The organism is Adhaeribacter swui, from assembly GCF_014217805.1.
Classification (GTDB): domain Bacteria; phylum Bacteroidota; class Bacteroidia; order Cytophagales; family Hymenobacteraceae; genus Adhaeribacter; species Adhaeribacter swui.
Map to the genome: position 1 here is coordinate 829664 of NZ_CP055156.1, position 19355 is coordinate 849018.

General features: G+C 43.1%; 18 protein-coding genes. 3 read left to right on the top strand and 15 right to left on the bottom strand.

Annotation, left to right across the window (positions count from 1 at the left end):
• Nucleotide 1: 1 nt before the first annotated feature.
• Nucleotides 2–1186 carry a hypothetical protein gene (locus tag HUW51_RS04600; protein ID WP_185272823.1) on the bottom strand — a complete coding sequence of 395 codons (1185 nt, stop codon included), beginning with the start codon at nt 1184–1186 and terminating at the stop codon, nt 2–4.
• Between the two features lie 85 nt (nt 1187–1271).
• A complete protein-coding gene (locus HUW51_RS04605) occupies nt 1272–1949 on the bottom strand; it encodes a porin family protein (RefSeq protein WP_185272824.1) in 678 nt (225 codons plus the stop codon).
• Between the two features lie 390 nt (nt 1950–2339).
• Between HUW51_RS04605 and HUW51_RS04610 the strand changes: the two genes are divergently transcribed.
• Nucleotides 2340–3782, top strand: a complete 1443-nt coding sequence (locus HUW51_RS04610) for an SDR family oxidoreductase (RefSeq protein WP_185272825.1) — start codon at nt 2340–2342, stop codon at nt 3780–3782.
• A 4-nt stretch (nt 3783–3786) separates the two neighbouring features.
• On the opposite strand, the gene HUW51_RS04615 is transcribed toward HUW51_RS04610, so the two are convergent.
• From HUW51_RS04615 to HUW51_RS04635, 5 genes are all read right to left on the bottom strand, one after another.
• Nucleotides 3787–4215: a hypothetical protein gene (locus HUW51_RS04615; protein WP_185272826.1), complete on the bottom strand. Its 429-nt coding sequence runs from the start codon at nt 4213–4215 to the stop codon at nt 3787–3789.
• A 373-nt stretch (nt 4216–4588) separates the two neighbouring features.
• The gene (locus HUW51_RS04620) at nt 4589–4900 is read right to left on the bottom strand and encodes a type II toxin-antitoxin system RelE/ParE family toxin (RefSeq protein WP_185272827.1); all 312 of its coding nucleotides are present in this window, start codon (nt 4898–4900) and stop codon (nt 4589–4591) included.
• Entirely contained in the window at nt 4891–5133 is a 243-nt protein-coding gene (locus HUW51_RS04625) for a hypothetical protein (RefSeq protein WP_185272828.1), read from the bottom strand. Before HUW51_RS04625 ends, HUW51_RS04620 begins: the two co-directional genes overlap by 10 nt.
• A 182-nt stretch (nt 5134–5315) precedes the next feature.
• The gene (locus tag HUW51_RS04630) at nt 5316–7913 is read right to left on the bottom strand and encodes a family 20 glycosylhydrolase (protein WP_185272829.1); all 2598 of its coding nucleotides are present in this window, start codon (nt 7911–7913) and stop codon (nt 5316–5318) included.
• A 340-nt stretch (nt 7914–8253) separates the two neighbouring features.
• A complete protein-coding gene (locus HUW51_RS04635; protein ID WP_185272830.1) occupies nt 8254–8730 on the bottom strand; it encodes a DinB family protein in 477 nt (158 codons plus the stop codon).
• Between the two features lie 225 nt (nt 8731–8955).
• On the opposite strand from HUW51_RS04635, the gene HUW51_RS04640 reads away from it, so the two are divergent.
• Complete coding sequence (locus HUW51_RS04640) at nt 8956–9435, top strand: VOC family protein (RefSeq protein ID WP_185272831.1); 480 nt, start codon at nt 8956–8958, stop codon at nt 9433–9435.
• A 56-nt stretch (nt 9436–9491) separates the two neighbouring features.
• Here the strand turns inward: HUW51_RS04640 and HUW51_RS04645 are convergent, their stop codons facing one another.
• Nucleotides 9492–9770 (bottom strand): SelT/SelW/SelH family protein, encoded by a 279-nt coding sequence (locus HUW51_RS04645; RefSeq protein WP_185272832.1) that lies wholly within the window; start codon nt 9768–9770, stop codon nt 9492–9494.
• A 462-nt stretch (nt 9771–10232) separates the two neighbouring features.
• Here HUW51_RS04645 and HUW51_RS04650 point away from each other — a divergent pair, with 462 nt between their 5' ends.
• Nucleotides 10233–10949: a 3-ketoacyl-ACP reductase gene (locus tag HUW51_RS04650; protein WP_185272833.1), complete on the top strand. Its 717-nt coding sequence runs from the start codon at nt 10233–10235 to the stop codon at nt 10947–10949.
• A 167-nt stretch (nt 10950–11116) separates the two neighbouring features.
• Here the strand turns inward: HUW51_RS04650 and HUW51_RS04655 are convergent, their stop codons facing one another.
• The 7 genes from HUW51_RS04655 to rimO form a co-directional block, all read right to left on the bottom strand.
• Nucleotides 11117–12163 (bottom strand): aldo/keto reductase, encoded by a 1047-nt coding sequence (locus HUW51_RS04655; RefSeq protein ID WP_185272834.1) that lies wholly within the window; start codon nt 12161–12163, stop codon nt 11117–11119.
• Nucleotides 12164–12339: 176 nt separating this feature from the next.
• On the bottom strand, nt 12340–13446 hold the full coding sequence (locus tag HUW51_RS04660) for an alkene reductase (RefSeq protein WP_185272835.1): 1107 nt from the start codon (nt 13444–13446) through the stop codon (nt 12340–12342).
• Nucleotides 13447–13516: 70 nt separating this feature from the next.
• Nucleotides 13517–13966 (bottom strand): MarR family winged helix-turn-helix transcriptional regulator, encoded by a 450-nt coding sequence (locus HUW51_RS04665; protein ID WP_185272836.1) that lies wholly within the window; start codon nt 13964–13966, stop codon nt 13517–13519.
• A 103-nt stretch (nt 13967–14069) separates the two neighbouring features.
• Nucleotides 14070–14702, bottom strand: coding sequence for a DsbA family protein (locus HUW51_RS04670; protein WP_185272837.1), 633 nt, complete (start codon nt 14700–14702; stop codon nt 14070–14072).
• 128 nt (nt 14703–14830) lie between these two features.
• Entirely contained in the window at nt 14831–15409 is a 579-nt protein-coding gene (locus HUW51_RS04675) for a 5-formyltetrahydrofolate cyclo-ligase (protein ID WP_185272838.1), read from the bottom strand.
• A 2-nt stretch (nt 15410–15411) separates the two neighbouring features.
• Complete coding sequence (gene bshC, locus HUW51_RS04680; protein WP_185272839.1) at nt 15412–16974, bottom strand: bacillithiol biosynthesis cysteine-adding enzyme BshC; 1563 nt, start codon at nt 16972–16974, stop codon at nt 15412–15414.
• A gap of 777 nt (nt 16975–17751) precedes the next feature.
• A complete protein-coding gene (gene rimO / locus HUW51_RS04685; protein WP_185272840.1) occupies nt 17752–19101 on the bottom strand; it encodes a 30S ribosomal protein S12 methylthiotransferase RimO in 1350 nt (449 codons plus the stop codon).
• Between the last annotated feature and the right edge of the window lie 254 nt (nt 19102–19355).

Consider the following 19355-nt stretch of genomic DNA (forward strand, 5'->3'; position numbering starts at 1 on the left):
ATTACCGGTTTAAGTTTAACCACAAATTAACTTCCATGCTTAATCCTACAAATGGCCGGATGTATACCTTATCCAGGTTTAAATCATTGTTGGTGCTGCTGTTAAGTTTTTTTTGCAATACAGTGGCACCGGCATTTAAACGAATAAAAGGTAAAATCCGGTAGCCTAAAGCCAGATAAACCGGGCGACGCACTATGGGTCCGGTAGCTTCGTTATTGGGGCCAAAATCTAAATTTTTTAAAAATACGCCGGTCGAGATACTAGTACGCGCCATAAAAGGCGAAGCAAATGGCTCCTTGCCGAACGGAATGGATATGCCTGCGTACGGAGCGGCATCGTAGGCCAAATCATCGAAAGAGCCGGAATAATAAACCCCGCCGTAACCTACATTAAGCGCAAGAGCATTTTTGGTTTTTTCTGTACTGTAGTCCGTAACTTTTTTACTATCCATAAGGGCATACAACTGCACGCCTCCGTATTGGGCTACTTCCTGGTTTATCAAAGTTTTTAAGGCCGCAATTTGCTCTTGAGCGTACCGCAGTTTCATCGATTTAGCATTGTCATCTTCTTTACTAAAAACATTAAAGCGGGCTTTCTGCAAGTTTAACTCACTCAATTGCTTTAGTTTAAAAAAAACCAAATCAGAAAATCCCGGAAAAGTATAGTTAATCAGATTGCGATGCAGCGACAAACCTTGGTTTACAATGGCGTTTAAGTCGCTACGCATGGTTTTGGGGTGTTGTAAAATTACAATACCGGAACGTTCTACCTGGTACGACTGATCAATGTAAGCACTTAAGGCGGCGTTTATCTGATTAACCACTTGCTGCTGTTGCTCCGCAGAAATTTGTGCGTAATAATTTATTAAAAATGTATACTCTTCGTTTCCGCGCAAAGGCTGGTTTACCGGTAGCGCAAAGGTGGCAGTAGGGTTCATAGGTTTCCTCTCCCAGGTATTTTGATAAAAAGGCACTTTATCGGTATTAGACGAATGATAAATTTTTACTTCAATAATATCGCTGGTTGCACTGGCTTCGCCAGTAATAATAAACTTAGTTTCGGCCGGCAGAGGCTGACCATCGTCGAAATAAGCGCGTTCGTAGTTAAACAACACCGTTTTATACTGCGCAAACGCAGAGCTGCTTCCTACAAAAAGAAGCAGTAATAAATAAAATTTCACTTTCATAAGCTTGTATAAAAAACTTTAGAGGCATAAAAAAACCTTGCTCCCTGAGTGAAAGCAAGGTTTGCTACATCTGTAAATCCCAGAATTATAACCCGAAACCGATATAAATCTGTGCAGCAGAATTTTTAGAGTCGTTAGTTAAACTACCGGCTAAACCACTCTTACCCACTTCGCGCAAGCCATAGTTATAACGAGCGCCCAAGGTAAGCCCCCGTACATCAAACCCAACGCCAATTACAGCCCCGTAATCGAAGCTATTAAAATCGTCGCGGTTCAATTCTTTTACATCATTGGGGTTTAAATCCGAAGTTTTTAAATCTCTGATTTTAGCAGAAGCCAGATAAGCCAGATAAGGGCCGGCATGTACGTTTAATGGGCCAATGTTAACTGCCAATGCAATTGGTACCTGAACGTAGTTTAAGTTAAAACGAATTTCACCAGGTTCAATGCCTACCAAATTCTCGAAATCAGAACCACCGTAAGTAATTTTGGAACCCACACTGGAGTAAAGCACCTCTGGCTGAATGGCTAAGAAACTGGTAATCGGCACTTTGCCAAATACCCCGAAATGGTAGCCTACCTTCATGTTTTCGTCTTCGACAGTAGGCTGATCTACGTACAATTGCGAAAAGTTTAAACCTCCTTTAATTCCAAACTTAGGCCCCGGATTATTTTCCTGCGCGCTAACCTGTCCAGCACCAAGTAGTAAGAAAACCACTAACCCGACACCCAATAATTTTTTAGAAAGATAATTAATTAACATAAAATTTTAATTTAAAACAGTACTTATACTTAATTTTATTTTTTCATCTATACGTATTTTTACCTAATAGATTCATCATTTTTAAAATATTTATTTTCCGGGGAGACATACTTGATTTATTTAAGGTTTGGGGGTGTTTTCCTTGAAAATAATTCCCAACGGTGGCTTACCTATTTGCTTACCTTGTATGTACCTATTTGGTTTTATTTAATAGCGAATACCTTAAATAATAATGAAATAGCTTTAACTGTACGCCAATAACACAGCTTGCCACTAAAACTTGTTTATTACTTGAACTACGAACGTAGCTTCTGCCATTAAATTCCGAAACAATCAAGCTACCCGCCCCTGCCGCTTAAAACTATTTACCTGCTTACAGGTTAAGATTTTATGAAAGTGTTGGTAACCGGTGCCACGGGCTATATTGGCAAGCGACTGATTTATTACCTGGTAAGTTTGGGCTATAAGGTATACGGTACCGTGCGCGACCAAAACCGCTTTACAGTGCCAGAAAGCTTGCAGGCCAACATTCACATTCAGGAAGCAGATTTTTTGAACCCGGCCAGCCTGCAACAACTCCCCACCGACATTGATATTGCTTTTTACCTGATTCATTCGATGAGCACCTCGTACAGGCATTTTAATGACCTGGAAGAAAAAACGGCGCAGCACTTTACCGATTACATTAAAACCACTAACTGCCGACAAATTATTTACCTGGGAGGCATTGCGAACGATGCCGAACTATCGCGGCATTTGCATTCGCGCAAACACGTCGAAGAAATTCTCGCTACTTCCAACATTCCGGTTACGGTGTTACGCGCCGCGATAATTATCGGTTCGGGCAGTGCGTCTTTCGAAATTATCCGGGATTTGGTAGAAAAACTCCCCGTTATGATTGCACCTAAATGGCTGCAATCGCGGTGCCAGCCCATTGGTATCCGTAATGTGATGGAATATTTGGCGGGGGTAATAGACAAACCGGAAACTTATAATATGGTATTTGATATTGGCGGTGCCGAAATTTTAACCTACAAACAAATGCTGGCGATTTTTGCCGAGGTGCGCGGTTTAAAGCGTTGGATAATCTCGGTACCAGTGCTTTCGCCGAAGTTGTCGTCGTACTGGCTGTATTTTGTTACGGCTACGTCTTTTGCATTGGCTCGCAGCCTGGTAGATTCCATGAAAAACGAAGTAGTGTGTCGCAACCTGGGCATTACCGACATTGTACCGTTGCCACTCATGACCTACCAAGAAGCAGTTGAACTGGCTTTTACCCGCATTGGCCAAAACGAAGTAGCCTCTAGTTGGAAAGATTCTTTTGCTGGGAGCGAAGCTCCTTTAAAAGTTTCGGAGTTTATTCAGGTGCCTGAAGAAGGCTGCTTTAAAGATCGCCGCGATTTTGTTTTTACCCGCTCCCCGGAAGCCGTGGTCAACAATATCTTCCGAATTGGCGGTTTGCAAGGCTGGTATTACCTGAATAGTTTGTGGCGGCTACGCGGGTTTATAGATAAGCTTTTTGGCGGGGTTGGTTTGCGGCGGGGTCGCACCAATTACGCCACCATTAACGCCGGAGATGCCCTCGATTTCTGGCGGGTACTCTACGCCGATAAACAGGAAAAACGCTTGCTCCTCTACGCCGAAATGAAATTACCCGGCGAAGCCTGGCTGGAATTTAAAATTTTAAAAAAAGAAGAGCAAAACCACCTAGTGCAAACGGCCACTTTCCGGCCCAAAGGCTTGCTAGGCCGCTTGTATTGGTACTCTGTTTTACCTTTCCATTATTTTATCTTCAACGGCATGGCCCGCAATCTGATCCATTACGGGGAGTAAGTATTTACTTTCTCTTGTACTGACTTCCTATCCCATCAGAGTTCTCATCTGAAAGCTCCAAGCTATTATTATCCATCTTCTCAATCATCATATCCATTTCGTCAGGAGTACTTATTACTTGTTTCTCCTCTTGTGTATGAATACATTTTCTGGTACTTAGAGAATATGTTCCCTGAGATTTAATATTTCCATTCACGTACTTAACATATTGATTATTCTCTTTAAACTCCAGAACAATTGTTTGCCCGGTTGATTTGGGAGTTTCGTGAATATGGGCAGCGATTCCGCCATCCGAACGAACCCACTCCCATTTTCCCACTAAGGTTACCGTTGATGCATCTTCATTTTGGCTAGTCTTGGAAGTTTGTATATCTTCTTTTTCGCAGGCGGTAGTCAATACCAAGGCCAATAATAATAAAGTTATCCGTTGCATAAAGTTCTAGAAGGTTGTCTGATAATAAGATACTTTAAAACAGAAATTAGTTGCATCCGGGTTATTTCAACAACAGATTTCTCTTGGCAAATTTCTTACGGATAGCGGGGTAAAATCTACAACCCGTTTAAGGCTTCTTAGGAGGTTTGATTTTTACTCTTCAAAGTAATAATCTAAACCATTTATAGTTAGGTTAACATGTAGCTTTTGTTTCAGGTGATGTTCATGAAAGCGATTTCTACCTGTTTTTGGATATTTAATCAAAGATTGGCGAATGATAAATTATGGAAAACGTCAGAGATTAGTTGCACCAAATTGCCTAAAGAGATTCGTTAACTCGAAGCTTATTTATGGACTATTAAGCAAAAACCTTTCATTCCGTTTTGTTGATCTTTTCGGGGTTTTGCCGTGTATCAAAAACTGCTGAAACGTAAATGGTTGTTAAATCAATCCAATAGATTATTTTGTAATTGCCTTCAACAAGATACCTGTATTCTTTTGGTCTATTAGCAAGTAATGGTTCTCGCTGTCCTTTTCTTGGATGCTTTGATAAAGAGTTTGTTTTCTTTAAAATTCCTTTGACAATCTTTCTCGCAACGGTAAGGTTTGTCGTTATTTTAAAATAATCAAATACGTCTTCTAATTGCTCACTGGCTGTGTTTGTCCATAGAACTTTTAAGTCCATGAGTCAATATCCTTATCCAATTCATGAATCTCTTTTACTCTCCCATTTGCAGCATCTTCTTCTGAATTTTCAATTATTTGGTTAAAATCAGAAAGAGACATGGGAGAAAAATTTTCAGAATACATCTTTTTTTTCTCCGAATGCAGTATTTGCTCAAACTTAGAGATAATACTTTCATTGTTCAGTCTCAAAAATTCTTGTACAAAATGTATTTTCCTTGCTTGTAAGTCCATGCTCTTGCGCTTTCTGTAAATGTACTTAAATTCCAGAATACGAAAAATTACAATTGATAGGTTTTAACAATCATTTACGCAGAATTAGCTTGAAATAGAATTTAAAACATAATATAATAAAAAAGAACTGACCTAGGCCAGTTCTTCTATTCTTACTTCCGCAAAAGTTAATTTTTTTAAATTTACAAATTAACCACTCGCACGGTTTTACCGCCCCTACCCGTACTATCGAAAGTGCGGAGTTTAATGGCGCCGGTTTCGGTAATAGGACCGGTGTATACTTTGCTTTTTATGGTGGGCTCGGTACCATCGGCGGTGTAGCGGATAGTTAAACCGGGCAGTTGCACGTTAGCGGTTACTTTACCATTTTGCACCACGGCCCCGGGTAAAGGCAAGCGGTAGCGGTAACCACTGCTGTACCGGTCCAGGCGGGGCAGTTCCCGCTTACCTAGCACATTGGCAAACTGCGACCAGGCTTGCTGGTACTGCGTTTCGCTTTTTACCGAATCTTTTTCTATCGCCCACTCGGGTTCTGGAGCCCAGGCGCGTTCGGCTAGACCCAGTAATTTAGGCAGCAACATGTATTCCATGCGTTCCGGACTAATAATGGTTTCGGCCCAGAGCAAGCCCTGAATACCCACAATGTTATTCTTACCGAACTCAGTAAGGCGTTCTTTGCCGGTAAATAAGTTTTTTGGCAGAGGTTTACCAAACTTATCGGTTTTGGTGTTTTTGTAGTAGTTAAACGGAATAAAGCGGAATGGCTTGTCCACGTCTACGTAGCTGCCCCAGTAAAATCCCGTTTCTTCAAACGTGGGATTATAGGCCATATCCATGTATAAATTAGTAACATTAGAAAGCACTACCTTGTACCCCGCATTAGCCAACCGGTAAGCTAAATCTTCGGCCCCGCCGCCCAGCACATTGTTCCAGACATCCACGTGAATGTTTTCGTTAACCAAACCGGGATTCGGAATGTAGTGCTTCTGACCATCGATTTCGGTTTTGCGCATGGCTACTTCTTCCCACCCCGACAGGTATAAATTGCGGGTTTTTAAAATATCGTTTACTTTCTCGAAATAAAAATACCACATATCATCCACGGAGGTAAACCGATCATCTTCCTGCATTAATTTTTGCACCACCGGCGATTTTACCCAAACGCCGTTAGGCACTTCGTCGCCGCCAAAATGGATGGTTTGCAAGGTAGCGCCGGCCTCTTGGTACATATCGCGCACCTCGTCTACCACGGTTTCCATAAAATTATACACCGACGGCAATGCTACGTTGATCACGTTATCGTTCCAGTTTTGCACAGAGCGGTATTCTGATTTATCGCTTACATCGCGGAGCAAGTATTTTTCAGCGGCTTCTTTTTGGCCGGCACCCAGCAGGCGCGTGTACCGGGCATCCATGGCTTTAATAGCAGCGCGTGCATGGCCCGGGGTTTCAATTTCCGGAATTACTTTAATGTTGCGGTCGCGGGCGTATTTTAAAATTTGCACAAAATCGGCGCGGGTGTAAAAACCAGAACCGGGAGGACCGTTACTTACCGGACCTGAACCGTAGGAAGGCGGCAGGTTATCGCGGCTATCGAGGGTATGCGCGCGTTTGGAGCCTACTTCGGTAAGTTCCGGTAACGGTTTAATTTCCAGGCGCCAGCCTTCGTCGTCGTTCAAGTGAAAATGCAACACATTGAGCTTATACAAGGCCATTAAATCTAAAATTTTTAAAATTTGGCTTTTTGGCTGAAAATTACGGGCTACATCCAGCATTACGGCCCGGTGCCCAAAACGCGGCGAATCCGTAATTTCTACGCCTCTTAGTGTAACACTTTTTTGTTTACCGTCCAGGGCAGTTGGGGGCAACATGGTTTTTAAAGATTGCAGTCCGTAAAACATACCCGCCGGTGCCGAGGCGTTAATTACAATTTCCTGGGGAGTTACGCGCAACTCATACGCTTCCGGGCCAAAATCTTCTTTTTTAATTAAGCGAATGGCCTTGCCTTCGCCGGAATTGCGGTAGGTTAATTTTTTACCAAAAACGGCCGCCAAATCGTTGGCCAGCATTTCGGCCTCCGGGAAATAATCGTTGGGCGTAATAATGGGCACTTCCGGGGTTAAAACAAACTCGGCCCCGGTTTCACGGTAAGTAGCCGGTGTCGGGAAAACCTGGGGCAATTTATTCGCGACAATGTCTTCGGTATTTTTATTTTGCTGAAAAATAGACTCGGGGGTGGCCAGCGTAATGGTGGGGCCGTTGCCCGCGCCGGGTAAACTTTGTTCGGCTTGGGTGGGCACGGTTACGGTTACCGGCGCCATAGCTAAACCCTGGCGGGGGTTGTTATCCCAAACAAAATAAAAACCTGTGGGTGCATCGGTAATGTTCAGGGCGGCGCCACCGGTTATAAAAGAAATGCGCGTGGTATTACCGGTAACCATAATCCGGAAATCGGGCCGGGGCGAAATTTCAAATAAATCGCCGTTGAGGTGCCGGATGTTTACGGTGCCCCGCACCGAACCCGGAATTATAGAGCGGTTAAAGTTGAAATAGATTTTCCAGCCGGCGGCGGGCAAAGCCCCGGCAGATTTATTGGTTAAAGTAAGCGTAGATAAAAACTGCGCTTTATTCTGATAATTATTCTCATTTATTTCCCAGTTAGCCACCAGCTTTTGCGGCTCCAGAGCGGTAGGTTGGCTTTGGGCAGAATAAAAATTAAAAAAAACGGCCCCTAACGTAACCCAGAAAATTTTTAAATATTGGTTAGTAGAAATAGACATTTTGCAATAGCGTATACTTTAAAAATAGAGAAATTAACGAATATTCCCCGGTAAAATAAAAGTCCTACCGGCAAGCGCAGGTAGGACTGTTTACAGATAAAGAAAAAGCCAGGTATTTTTTAGCAACTGGCTTACTGGCATTTAAAAGCAGAAGGCAAACCTTAATCATATTTTGGTTTATTCTTTTTCTCCAGCTTGGCCGCTTTTTTTTCTTTTTCGGTTTTAGCAGGCTTTTTCTTTACTTCCTTTTTGGCATCTTGTGCTTTTCCCATAACTATTAAATTTTTAATTTTAGACTAACACTGTTTTACTATTTAAATTTAACCAGCGCAAAGATACTTTACAACCGGAGTAAATCTGTATCGGGTGGCGTGTACCCAAGTTGCCGGCTCATCGAAACTACCTGCCCTTTGTGGTGGCATTCGTGGGTAATTACGTGCGTAAAAAGGGCCAGCGGCGTAGTTTCCAGGGTAGTTTTGCGCCAGGGTATTTCGCCGGTAACCGGATTCAGCCACTTATCCTGAAACTGCCCGATAAACGCCTCGGTTAGTTCGTTTACCTCGCGAAAGATACGCCGCACTTCGCTTATATGGGTTACCATTAACGGTTTTATGATCGGCAATTCTTTACCTTGGGCAAAACTGCCTAACAAAAACTGGTAGGTATTGGCCGTATGCACCAGCACACTCCGGATGCTGTTATGGCCGTAACCAGGTAATTCTTCTGTAAAATGCGCAATCGTTAAGGTATCAATATAACTAAACAAGACGGCGCGGGCGCTTTGCATCCATTTATACTGCTGATTTAAAACGTCCATAAACCGAGCAATTGTACGGGCCAAAAACTACCTGGTGGTACTTACCAGGGTTTTTATTGAACAAATTAATTAACGCTAAGTTACTAATCTTTATTACAAATGAAAGAGCAAATACCCGATGGGCCATATTCTTTTTAAATCCAATTTAATTTAATCCGGCTTTCCCGGTTTCAGAATAATAATTTTTTATCTTCGTCGTCCATCACCATTTTTAAAAAATTTATCATGAAATCTTTATTCTGTTTTTGCCTGGCCGGTTTGCTTTTTTTAAATTTTACCGCAGCTCAGGCCCAAACCAATTCTACTTCGGTAGCCAGTAATGCGCCAACCCGTTTAAACCACATTGCGCTGCACGTAAACGACTTAAAAAAATCGACCAGCTTTTACGAAAACTTTTTGCAACTGCAACAAATACCCGAGCCGTTTCATGATGGTTTGCATACCTGGTTTACCGTCGGCGAAAAATCACATTTACATTTAATTCAGGGCAAAGCCCGTAAAACGGTTTACGATAAAGGCGAACATTTATGCTTTAGCGTAGCTTCGGTAGAAGATTTTATCGGGCGTTTAAATAAAGCCAACGTTAAATTCGAGAACTGGGTAGGCAAACCCCAGGAATACACCCTGCGCACCGACGGCGTAAAGCAAGTTTATTTCCAGGACCCCGACGGCCATTGGATTGAAGTAAACGACGCTAAAGAATAAGCAAAATTTAAAAAAATTGGCTGGGCTGCAAAGTTTAACCTAGCTAGCGCTTGTTTTTACTTGCGGTCGCTGTGGCCCAAAGGTTTATCCGGGGCTATAATATCGCGGATAAGCTGCTTTAATTCTTTGGCTTCCGGGAAACGGCCGGCTTCTTTGCGCGAGAAAATTAATTCGCCGTTCAGCCGGATATCTAACACGCCGCCCGTGCCCGGGACCAGGGCCACTTCGCCCATTTCGAGCTCAAAGGTGGTTAAAACTTCCTGGGCAAGCCAGGCAGCCCGCAGCAACCAACGGCATTGGGTACAATAGTTAATTTCTAAACGCGGTAATGGCATAGGCGATTTTAAGTTATTTTAACGTGAGTTCGAGATAAGCCATTCAGCCTCATCTTCGTCATCCTGCAAAATTCAAAGAATTCCAGAAGGATCTAATCGGCTGCCTACTGGTTAAATTCTTCTGGAATTCCTTGAATTCTTTCATGATTACTTAAATGGAAATAAAAAACCTAAATACAAGTCACGGAAGTAAATCCGCGCCATAGTGAAAATGTAATTGAGTACTTATCTCGAACTCACGTTATTTTAAAATTTAAACTTTTTTCAGGTGGTACGTAATACCGGCAATAAAGTAATTTATCTTTTTTCTTTTAACAACAGTTTCGTTTCTGTATTATTAAAATTTAAAAAATCACCTTAATTCCATAATAATCAAACAATGTTTTCGTGGTGTTGTTAGCAGGAAACAATATTTATTTACTTTACTTATTTAGCACAAGCTTTAAACTAAATACCTAAAATATGGAGTCATTAAAAGGTAAAATTGCTTTAGTTACCGGCGCCGGAAAAGGCATTGGCCGGGCCATTGCCATTGCTTTAGCCAAAGAAGGGGTACACGTGGGATTATTAGCCCGCAACTCCAGCCAATTACAAAAAGTAGCTAACGAAATGCAAGGCTTAGGCGTTAAAACCTCGGTAGTTACCGCCGATGTAGCCAACAGAACCGCGGTAGAAGCCGCCGCCGCCCAGATAAAGAAAAACTTAGGCGCGGTAGATATTCTTATTAACAATGCGGGCACCGGTACTTTCGCCAAATTCCTGGAAATGGATCCCACCGAATGGGAAAACATTATTAAAGTAAACTTGCTGGGCGTGTATTACATGACCCGCGCCGTATTGCCCGACATGATTGAACGCCAAACCGGCGATATCATTAATATTTCGTCGACGGCGGGCCAGCGGGGAGCGGCCGTTACCAGTGCCTACAGCGCGTCTAAATTTGGGGTAATGGGTTTAACCGAATCGCTGATGCAGGAAGTCCGGAAACATAATATCCGGGTAAGTGCTTTAACGCCCAGCACGGTAGCCACCGAATTAGCCATTGCCAACAAACTCACCGACGGCAACCCCGAAAAAGTAATGCAACCCGAAGATTTGGCCGAACTGGTAATTGCCCAACTAAAACTAAACCGCCGGGTATTTATTAAAGAAGCCGGCATGTGGTCGACTAATCCTTGAGTTAGACGCTAGACACTAGACACTAGACACTAGATATTAGACTTTTGTTGGGTTAATAATTTTATTTTTAATAATTAACCTTGATAAAGTTGATAATAAGTAAGTAGCCAGATTTGGTTTGGTTATTAAAAAAGAAGGTCCGGAGAATTACTCTGGACCTTCTTTTTTTAAATTTTTTGTTTTTTATCGGGGGCGGGTAACCGGTCGCCCATTTGCCGCTCTACCATCCAGCCCGGGTATCTTTTTTCCGGTTGGCTAACGGCGTTTAATTCTTCTAACTCCGCCGTTGATAAATCGAAAGTGGTAGAGTGAATGTTGGAAGCCAGTTGTTCCGACGTTTTGGCCCCGATAATGGTGCTGGTAACGCCTTGTTGCTGGCGCACCCAGGCCAAAGCAATTTCAGCGGCCGACACGTTATAATTTTCGCCCAAACGAATTAAAACATCAATAATATCGTAGGCTTTTTCTTTATCAATCACCGGAAAATCAAAGGTATCGCGCCGCGACTGGCCGCCGGTATTGGTTTGGTTGCGGGTAAATTTACCGGATAAGAAACCTCCCGCCAAGGGGCTCCAGGGCATAAAACCTAACTGTTCTTCCTGGGCCAGCGGAATTAGCTCTTGTTCTACATCGCGGTTAGCGGCGGCGTAAAAATACTGCATAGCTACAAACTCGTGCCAGCCGTGTTTTTTAGCGATACCCAAAGCTTTCATTACCAGCCAGGCCGGCCAGTTACACACGCCCACGTACCGCACCTTGCCGCTGGTTACCACATCGTGCAGCGTATGTACCACTTGCTCCACCGACGTAGCCGCATCTACCCCGTGCACATACAACAAATCAATGTGGTTCATTTGCAAACGCTGCAAACTTTCATCTACGGATTGCATAATGTGGTAGCGCGATAAGCCAAGCTGATTTACGCCAGCAGCCATCCGGCCCCGCACCTTGGTAGCAATAAACAACTCGTTCCGCGACAAGCCGGCTTGCTTTAACCCCTCCCCCAGCAATTGCTCCGACTGCCCGAAAGAATACACGTTGGCGGTATCAATAAAATTAATGCCCGCATCTACCGCCGTTTTTAAGAGCTGGTTGGCTTCGTCCTGGGTTTGCCGGCCAATGGCTTCCCAGTGACCTTGTCCGCCGAAAGTCATGGTACCAAAACATAGTTCCGATACCAGCACGCCCGTATTACCTAATAAGTTGTATTTCATTTTTTTGATTTTTTAAATTTTTAAAATTTAGCCTTTATACAATTTATTCATCTTAATACTTTTAAAGATTAGGATTGTTTAACTGTAAGACGCAAAACTGGTTTTTAACTTTAAGAATTTAAGAAAAAAGCCGGCGGAAAATCCGGCCGGCTGGGAACATAAAACAAAAACAAAAATCAATTAACTGCTACTTCGGTTAACGCCGGGTAATCGACGTAACCGTTAACGCCACCCGCGTAAAACGTATTTTTATCCGGAGTATTTAAGCCGGCGTTCTGAGCGAAACGCTCCGGCAAATCCGGATTAGCAATAAAGGGCACCCCAAATGCTACTAAATCCGCTAAACCATCCGCGATAATCTGGTTACCGGTTTCCTGGTTAAAGCCTTTGTTAATAATCAGGGTTCCGTTATACAAAGGCCGGAAATGCTTGGCTATTTCGGTTACAGCATAAGGCACGCCTTCTACGGGAGTAAACGGCTCCGATAAATGCACGTAGGCTAAATTATAGTCGTTTAAGCGTTTTACAATGTACTCGAAAGTCGGGATCGTTTCTTCGTCCACAGTAATGCCGCTCATGCCGTGCAACGATGGGTTTAGCCGCACCCCTACCCGGCTTAAGTCGATTACTTCTTTTACAGCGTCCAGGGTTTCGAACAAGAAACGCGCCCGGTTTTCGATGGAGCCGCCATACTGGTCGGTGCGCTGGTTAGATACTTTACTAAAAAACTGGTGAAATAAATAACCGTTGCTGGCGTGCAGTTCTACTCCATCAAAATTGGCTTGTACGGCGTTAGCGGCGGCTTTTTTAAAATCCTGCACAATGGCTTGTACTTCGTGGGTTTCCAGGGCGCGCGGGGTTACGGTATCTTTAAAGCCCAGCGGGGTAAATGCTTTATCGTTCGGGTTAATGGCCGAAGGCGCTACCGGTAACGCACCGTTATGAAAATCGGGATGCGAGATGCGGCCTACGTGCCACAATTGGGCAAATATTTTACCTTCTTTGGCGTGCACCGCTTCGGTTACTAATTGCCAGCCTTTTACCTGGGCTTCGGAGTAAATACCTGGGGTGTTAATATAACCCACGCCCTGCGGACTTACCTGGGTACCTTCGGTAATAATTAAACCCGCCGAAGCCCGTTGCCGGTAATACTGGGCGGTTAATTCGGTAGCCGCGTTGTCGGGGTTATCGGCCCGGCTCCGGGTCATGGGAGCCATTACTACCCGGTTTTTTAAAGATAAATTTCCTAATTGATAAGGAGTTAAAAGTGGTTGATTTTCCATGTTTTTATTACCGATTTTTAAATTTATGTTACTACAATAATTGTATATACAAGTTTTTATTTAAATTTTTTTATTCCCGCGATTTATCCAGTAACTGCGCCAGCGTAGTAGCTTCTTCGGGGCTAATAGCCGGAAACAGTTCTTCAAAAGACGGCACTTTAGCTTCGATTTGGCTTAATAAGTTTAATCCGGCATTGGTAATGGTTATTTCTATTTTGCGCCGGTTATTAGGGCATTGGCAACGCACTACCAAATCTTTTTCGAGCAGCTTATCTACCAAACGGGTGGCATTGCTCATGCGGTCGAGCATACGTTCCTGAATATCGCCCAGCGAACACGGATTGGGATGTTGGCCACGCAGAATACTTAATACATTATGCTGTTGCGGCGAAATGTTAAATTCGCGCATCATGCAGAGCAGTCGTTTTTGCAGAAAGTTGCCCGTAAACATAATGTTTACCATCATCCGGTGGTACGGCGATTTAAAGCTTTTCTGTTTTATTTCTTCTTCGAGTTTCAAAACGACTGGTTACTAGTGATAAGAATGAGCCAAAGATATTACCAATATTTGTATATACAACAAATGTTGGTACAATGTTTTCGTTTTTTTAAATTTTTAAATTTTAAGCCAGTACTTTATCGATAGTAGCTGCTAATTTTGCGTAAGGCACAAAGCCGTTAGCCACTAAATACAACTGATCTTGTTTTTGCACAACTACCGCCGGGAAGCCCGAAATACCCCAATTCTGCACCAGGGCAAATTCTTCTTGCGCTTTGGCTAAATAAGTTGGGTCCGCAAACTTCTGCGTAAAATCAGTTGCCGACATGCCGGCTTGTTCCGCTAAGTTTAAATAAGCCGGAGCTTCGTTAATTTTTTTACCTTCCTGAAACATAAGTTTCTGGATACCCCGGGCAAAAGTTACCTGCATATCAGGTTGAGCTTCTTTTAAAATACTTAATGCAATAGCAGGCGGCGTAGAATCACCAATATACGTACTATCTTCCAGCACCCCATTTAAGTAAGCTTCCGTAAAAGGTACTCCGGTTAGTTCCGTTACTCTCGGGCTGGCTTGTTTAATGTAAGCAGCCATATGCGTAAGCGGCCCAACCCGGCCACCAGTTATCATGCCCCCGCTTAATACCTGAAAATCTATCTTATCAGCGTAGTTCTGGTGCAACTTTTCTATTACCGGCCCAAACCCGTAGCACCAACCACATAAGGCATCGTAGACGTAAAACAAGGTTATATTATTCATTATCAGAGATTAGTTTTACTGCATTGTACCCGATACAATCACAAAAGTTAAATATTTAAAAATTTGATCCAGTTTCATCTCTCGACTTTTAACGGAAATTTGTTATTAACCGAGTTAGTGGCGCTTATTTACTTAAATTGGTAAACACTAGATGGCGTTACTACAAACTGTAAAGCGCTATCGCCTTTGTATAAATCCTGGATAAACGGCACGGGTTGTTCTTCTAAAGATAAGCCAATAGTAAGCGTATCCGGACGGCAAATATTTAAAAAACGGTCGTAATACCCTTTGCCATAACCCACGCGGTGGCCTTGTTCATCAAAAGCCAGTAAAGGCACTAATACCACATCTATAGCTGCTTCCGCTATTGGGGTGGCATTTACTGGTTCCGGAATGCCCCATTTATTAATTACCAGCTTAGTATCCGGGCTAAGTAAGTAATGTGACAGGGCATTATTAGTTACATCGGCAATTGGTACCGCAATCTTAATCCCGGAAAAATCAGCTTGTAACTGCCGGATAATGAACCAGGTATTTACTTCGTTTTTAGCCGCAATCGGTAAAAAAACGTGGACTACCCGCAGGTCTTTAACCAGAAAAAATTTAAAAAATTGCTCACAAATCTGCTGGCTGCGCCGATCTACCTCGGTGGGCAAATAACCTTGGCGTTTTTGCAGCATTTGTAAGCGCAAAGCGGCTTTTAGCATTTTTACTCTTCTTCCAGAATGGTAAACTTGGCGGCAAAAGGCTCAAAAGCCTCGTACAACTGCTGAATAAAATCCGGATTGTTGGTCTGGTACGTCAGTAAGTTATCGATGCGTTCCTGCAAGGTACCATTCGGAAATAACTTATCTTTTAAGGCAGTAAGCTGGTTATAGATGGTTTCGTACTTGGTGTCGTTAGCTTTTACAATTTTCTTTTCCAGCACGGTTAAAGCATTAAAGGCTTTTTGCGCTTCGGCCGCCACGGTTTTAGTTAACGTGGGATCAATAGCAGCGGCTAATTTTTCTACTTGCGCAAAGGCGGCTTCTACTTGTTTTTTCTCTTCGTTCAGGTGCAAACCTTCGTCTTGGTAAGCCGCGGTAACTTGTTTTTTAAGCGTAGGCAAATCTTTAAACAAATCGGTGGCTTGCAGCCCTAATTTCTGCATGCGGTTTACGTGGTTCTTGGCAATGTATAACCCCGAATTGCGCAACATTAAAGCCGGAAATGGTACCTGATAATAGTCAAATAAATCTTTTAACTGAAACCAGTACGCAATCTCGGCGCCACCACCAATGTAACACAAATTAGGCAGCAATATTTCTTCGTAAAGCGGACGTAAAATTACGTTGGGGCTAAATTTTTCCGGTTCCGTTTCAGCTAAATTTAAAATTTCGTCGCGGGTAAAAGTTAAATCGGTATTTAAAATGCGGTAATGATCTGCTTCCAAAACCAGCCGTTCGCGTACGCCATTATCCAGGTAAAACAAGTTAATTTCGCGCGGGGTTACTTGCGTTTTATAACCCGCAGCGGCTAATTTCTCGTTGGTAGCATTTACTAATTTGTACGCGATTTGATCCGTTAACTCGTTTTTAATAACCGGCTTTAAGGCTTGTTTCAGGGCTGGAGCATCGGCATCGATGCTGATTAAACCATACGCGCCAAATAACTCATTCGCCAGAAAACGGGTAGCTGCCGACAAAGTATCAAACTCGGTGTACGCTTTTTCAAAAACCGGATAGTTTTCGGGTAACGATTCGATTAACGAAAAAATAGAATCGGTTTTAAATCGACCTACGGCACCTTTCTGGTCGGTTTCCCAGGCGTACGGCTTCCCAAATAAACTAAAGTGGTTAATCTCAGCAAAGTCGTGGTCTTCGGTGGCCATCCAGTAAACCGGCACAAAGTTGTAATCGGGATACTGTTCTTGCAGCTGCTCGGCCGTTTTTATAGCGCTGATAATTTTATAAATAAAATACAGCGGCCCGGTAAATAAACTTAATTGGTGACCGGTAGTAATGGTATAGGTATTTGGCTGTTGCAGTAAATCCAGGTTCTTCCGGACGTTAGCCGGTAGTTCAGGCAAAGAAGCGTATTGGCTTTCCAGTTCCTGACAAAGTAAGATCCGTTGCTCCGGCGTAAACTGCTTTTCGGCTAGTTGTTCTTTCAGGTTTTCGGGTGTCGGAAAACGATGATAGAAAGGAGCTAACTTGGAATTTTGCTGTAAATAATCAATTACGAGCGACGAAAAAGCATGAGTGGCACTGTAATCTATTTGCGAAATTTTCATTCGGAGGCAATTTTGGTGGTCGGCTGGCGCCGAATCGCAAAGTAACATGTTATTTTATTAGTTTGGTAGGTATTTTAACGGAAAACAGTTTTAACGCTACTTTAGGTAAGTTTTGATAATTTAAAGTAGAGTAACAAAAATCCTCCCAAATAGTTATTTTATATGCTAACGTGTTTTCTGGTGAAACCAGTTACATGCTGGAAAAATTTACCCATTGAAAGGGCGCCCGTGTTTAGCGCAGCATCACTGTTGACTACGGCACATGTTTCAAAAACTTAGGATTAACTATTTATCTTCTATTCTGGCGCAAGTTTTCTAACTTGTGTCTACCTACAAGGTAAAGCCTCTGACTTTACTCCGGCCATAAGCCGGAACCATCATCGGCTTTCATAAGCGATCAAAAACTATTGTAATTGTAAATTTTAAGAATAAAGGTAAAGCTTATTTAACTTTACTTACTTGGAGCCAGTTCCCGTCTACAGGCATTGGTGCTATCTAACTGGCTGGCTTCAAGTTTTGCCTCGTGGCCGACGGTCCTCGTTAACCCCTCCCCCTGTGGCACCTCCCCTAAAAACAGGGGAGGAAATGCTGCTATTTCTACTTTCACCTTTCCTCGACTTCGTCTGCGGAATGCCTGCGGCACCGAAACCCAAGGAGCCAAACTGGTGTCGGTTGCGTTTACTTGCCGTTTTTTATTAAGGAATTATTTTTTTGAGCTATATGAAAAAAGACGCCTTGTTAGCGTCTTTTTTAAATTTTATTTATCTATATAGGCTTTTAGTGCGTTAGTTGCATCTTATTTACAGGGGTAGCTTCGGGTACTACTTCGCCATACAAGTCAAAGTCGGTGCAGCTTACAATTTTAACTGGGGCAAAATCACCAATCCGGATGTACTGGTTGCTGGCGGGTACCAGCACTTCGTTGTCTACTTCCGGCGAGTCGTACTGGGTACGGCCCACATAGTAACCGCTTTCTTTCCGGTCGAATAACACTTTGTAGGTTTGCCCCACGCGCGCGTCGTTTAGTTCCAGCGAAATACCTTGCTGCAATTCCATAATGGCATCGGCGCGTTCTTGTTTTACCTCGTCTGGCACGGTATCGCCTAAGGTGTGCGAATGCGTATTTTCTTCGTGCGAGTACGTGAAGATACCCAACCGGTCGAAACGCGTTTTTTCTACAAAATCGTACAATTCTTCAAAATCCTGCTGCGTTTCGCCGGGATGGCCCGCAATTAAAGTAGTGCGTAAAGCAATATCGGGTACCCGTTGCCGGATAGTATCTACTAACTCCACCGTACGGCGTTTGCTAATGCCCCGACGCATGGTTTTCAGCATGTTATCCGAAATATGTTGCAAAGGCATATCCAGGTATTTGCAGATATTAGCCCGCTCCGCCATTACATCCAAAGCCTCCATCGGGAACTGCGAAGGGTAAGCATATTGCATTCTAATCCACTCAATACCGGGCACATCCGATAAATTACGTAGTAAGTCGGCTAGCTTGCGTTCGCCGTAATGTTGCAAACCGTAGTAAGTTAAATCCTGGGCAATTAAAATAAGCTCTTTCGTGCCCATAGAAGCTAACCGATTGGCCTCTTTCACTAAATCTTCGATGGGGCGGTCTACGTGTTTGCCGCGCATGAGCGGGATGGCGCAGAAAGAACAAGGCCGGTTACAGCCTTCCGCAATTTTAAAATAAGCGTAATGTTTTGGGGTCGTCAACAGGCGTTCGCCTACCAGTTCGTGTTTGTAATCGGCTTGTAGGGTTTTGAGCAACTGCGGCATTTCCAGGGTACCAAAATACGCATCTACCTGCGGAATTTCGGCTTCCAAAGAATCTTTATAGCGCTGCGACAAACAACCGGTTACGTATAATTTTTCAATATTACCGGCTTCTTTCTCGTCGGCGTATTGCAGAATGGTATCAATGGATTCCTGCTTGGCATTATCAATAAAGCCGCAGGTATTTATAATAACAATGTTGGCATCGTTCTTCTCGCTTTCGTGGGTTACGGCAAAATCGTTGCTGCGCAACTGCCCCATCAATACTTCTGAATCCACCAGGTTTTTAGAGCAACCCAGCGTAATAACGTTTACCTTATCTTTTTTTAATGTTCTTACTTTCACGAATAGGAATGTGCTTGAATAATGTAAAACGAAAACCGTCTTTTAATTAGAATGGTTCGTTTTAAAACGGTTTGCAAAGGTACGATTAGTTTAGAAAACTAAACACTCCCGTTATTTTGGGGCAGTTAAAAAGAGGGTATCTAGTGTTAATCCGTAAAAAAGAAAAAATTTAAAAAAATTTGTTGCTATTGGTACATGGGCCTGTATTAGCCCCACAAGCACTAGGTTGTTTTTAAAGCAAGAGATAACCCAAG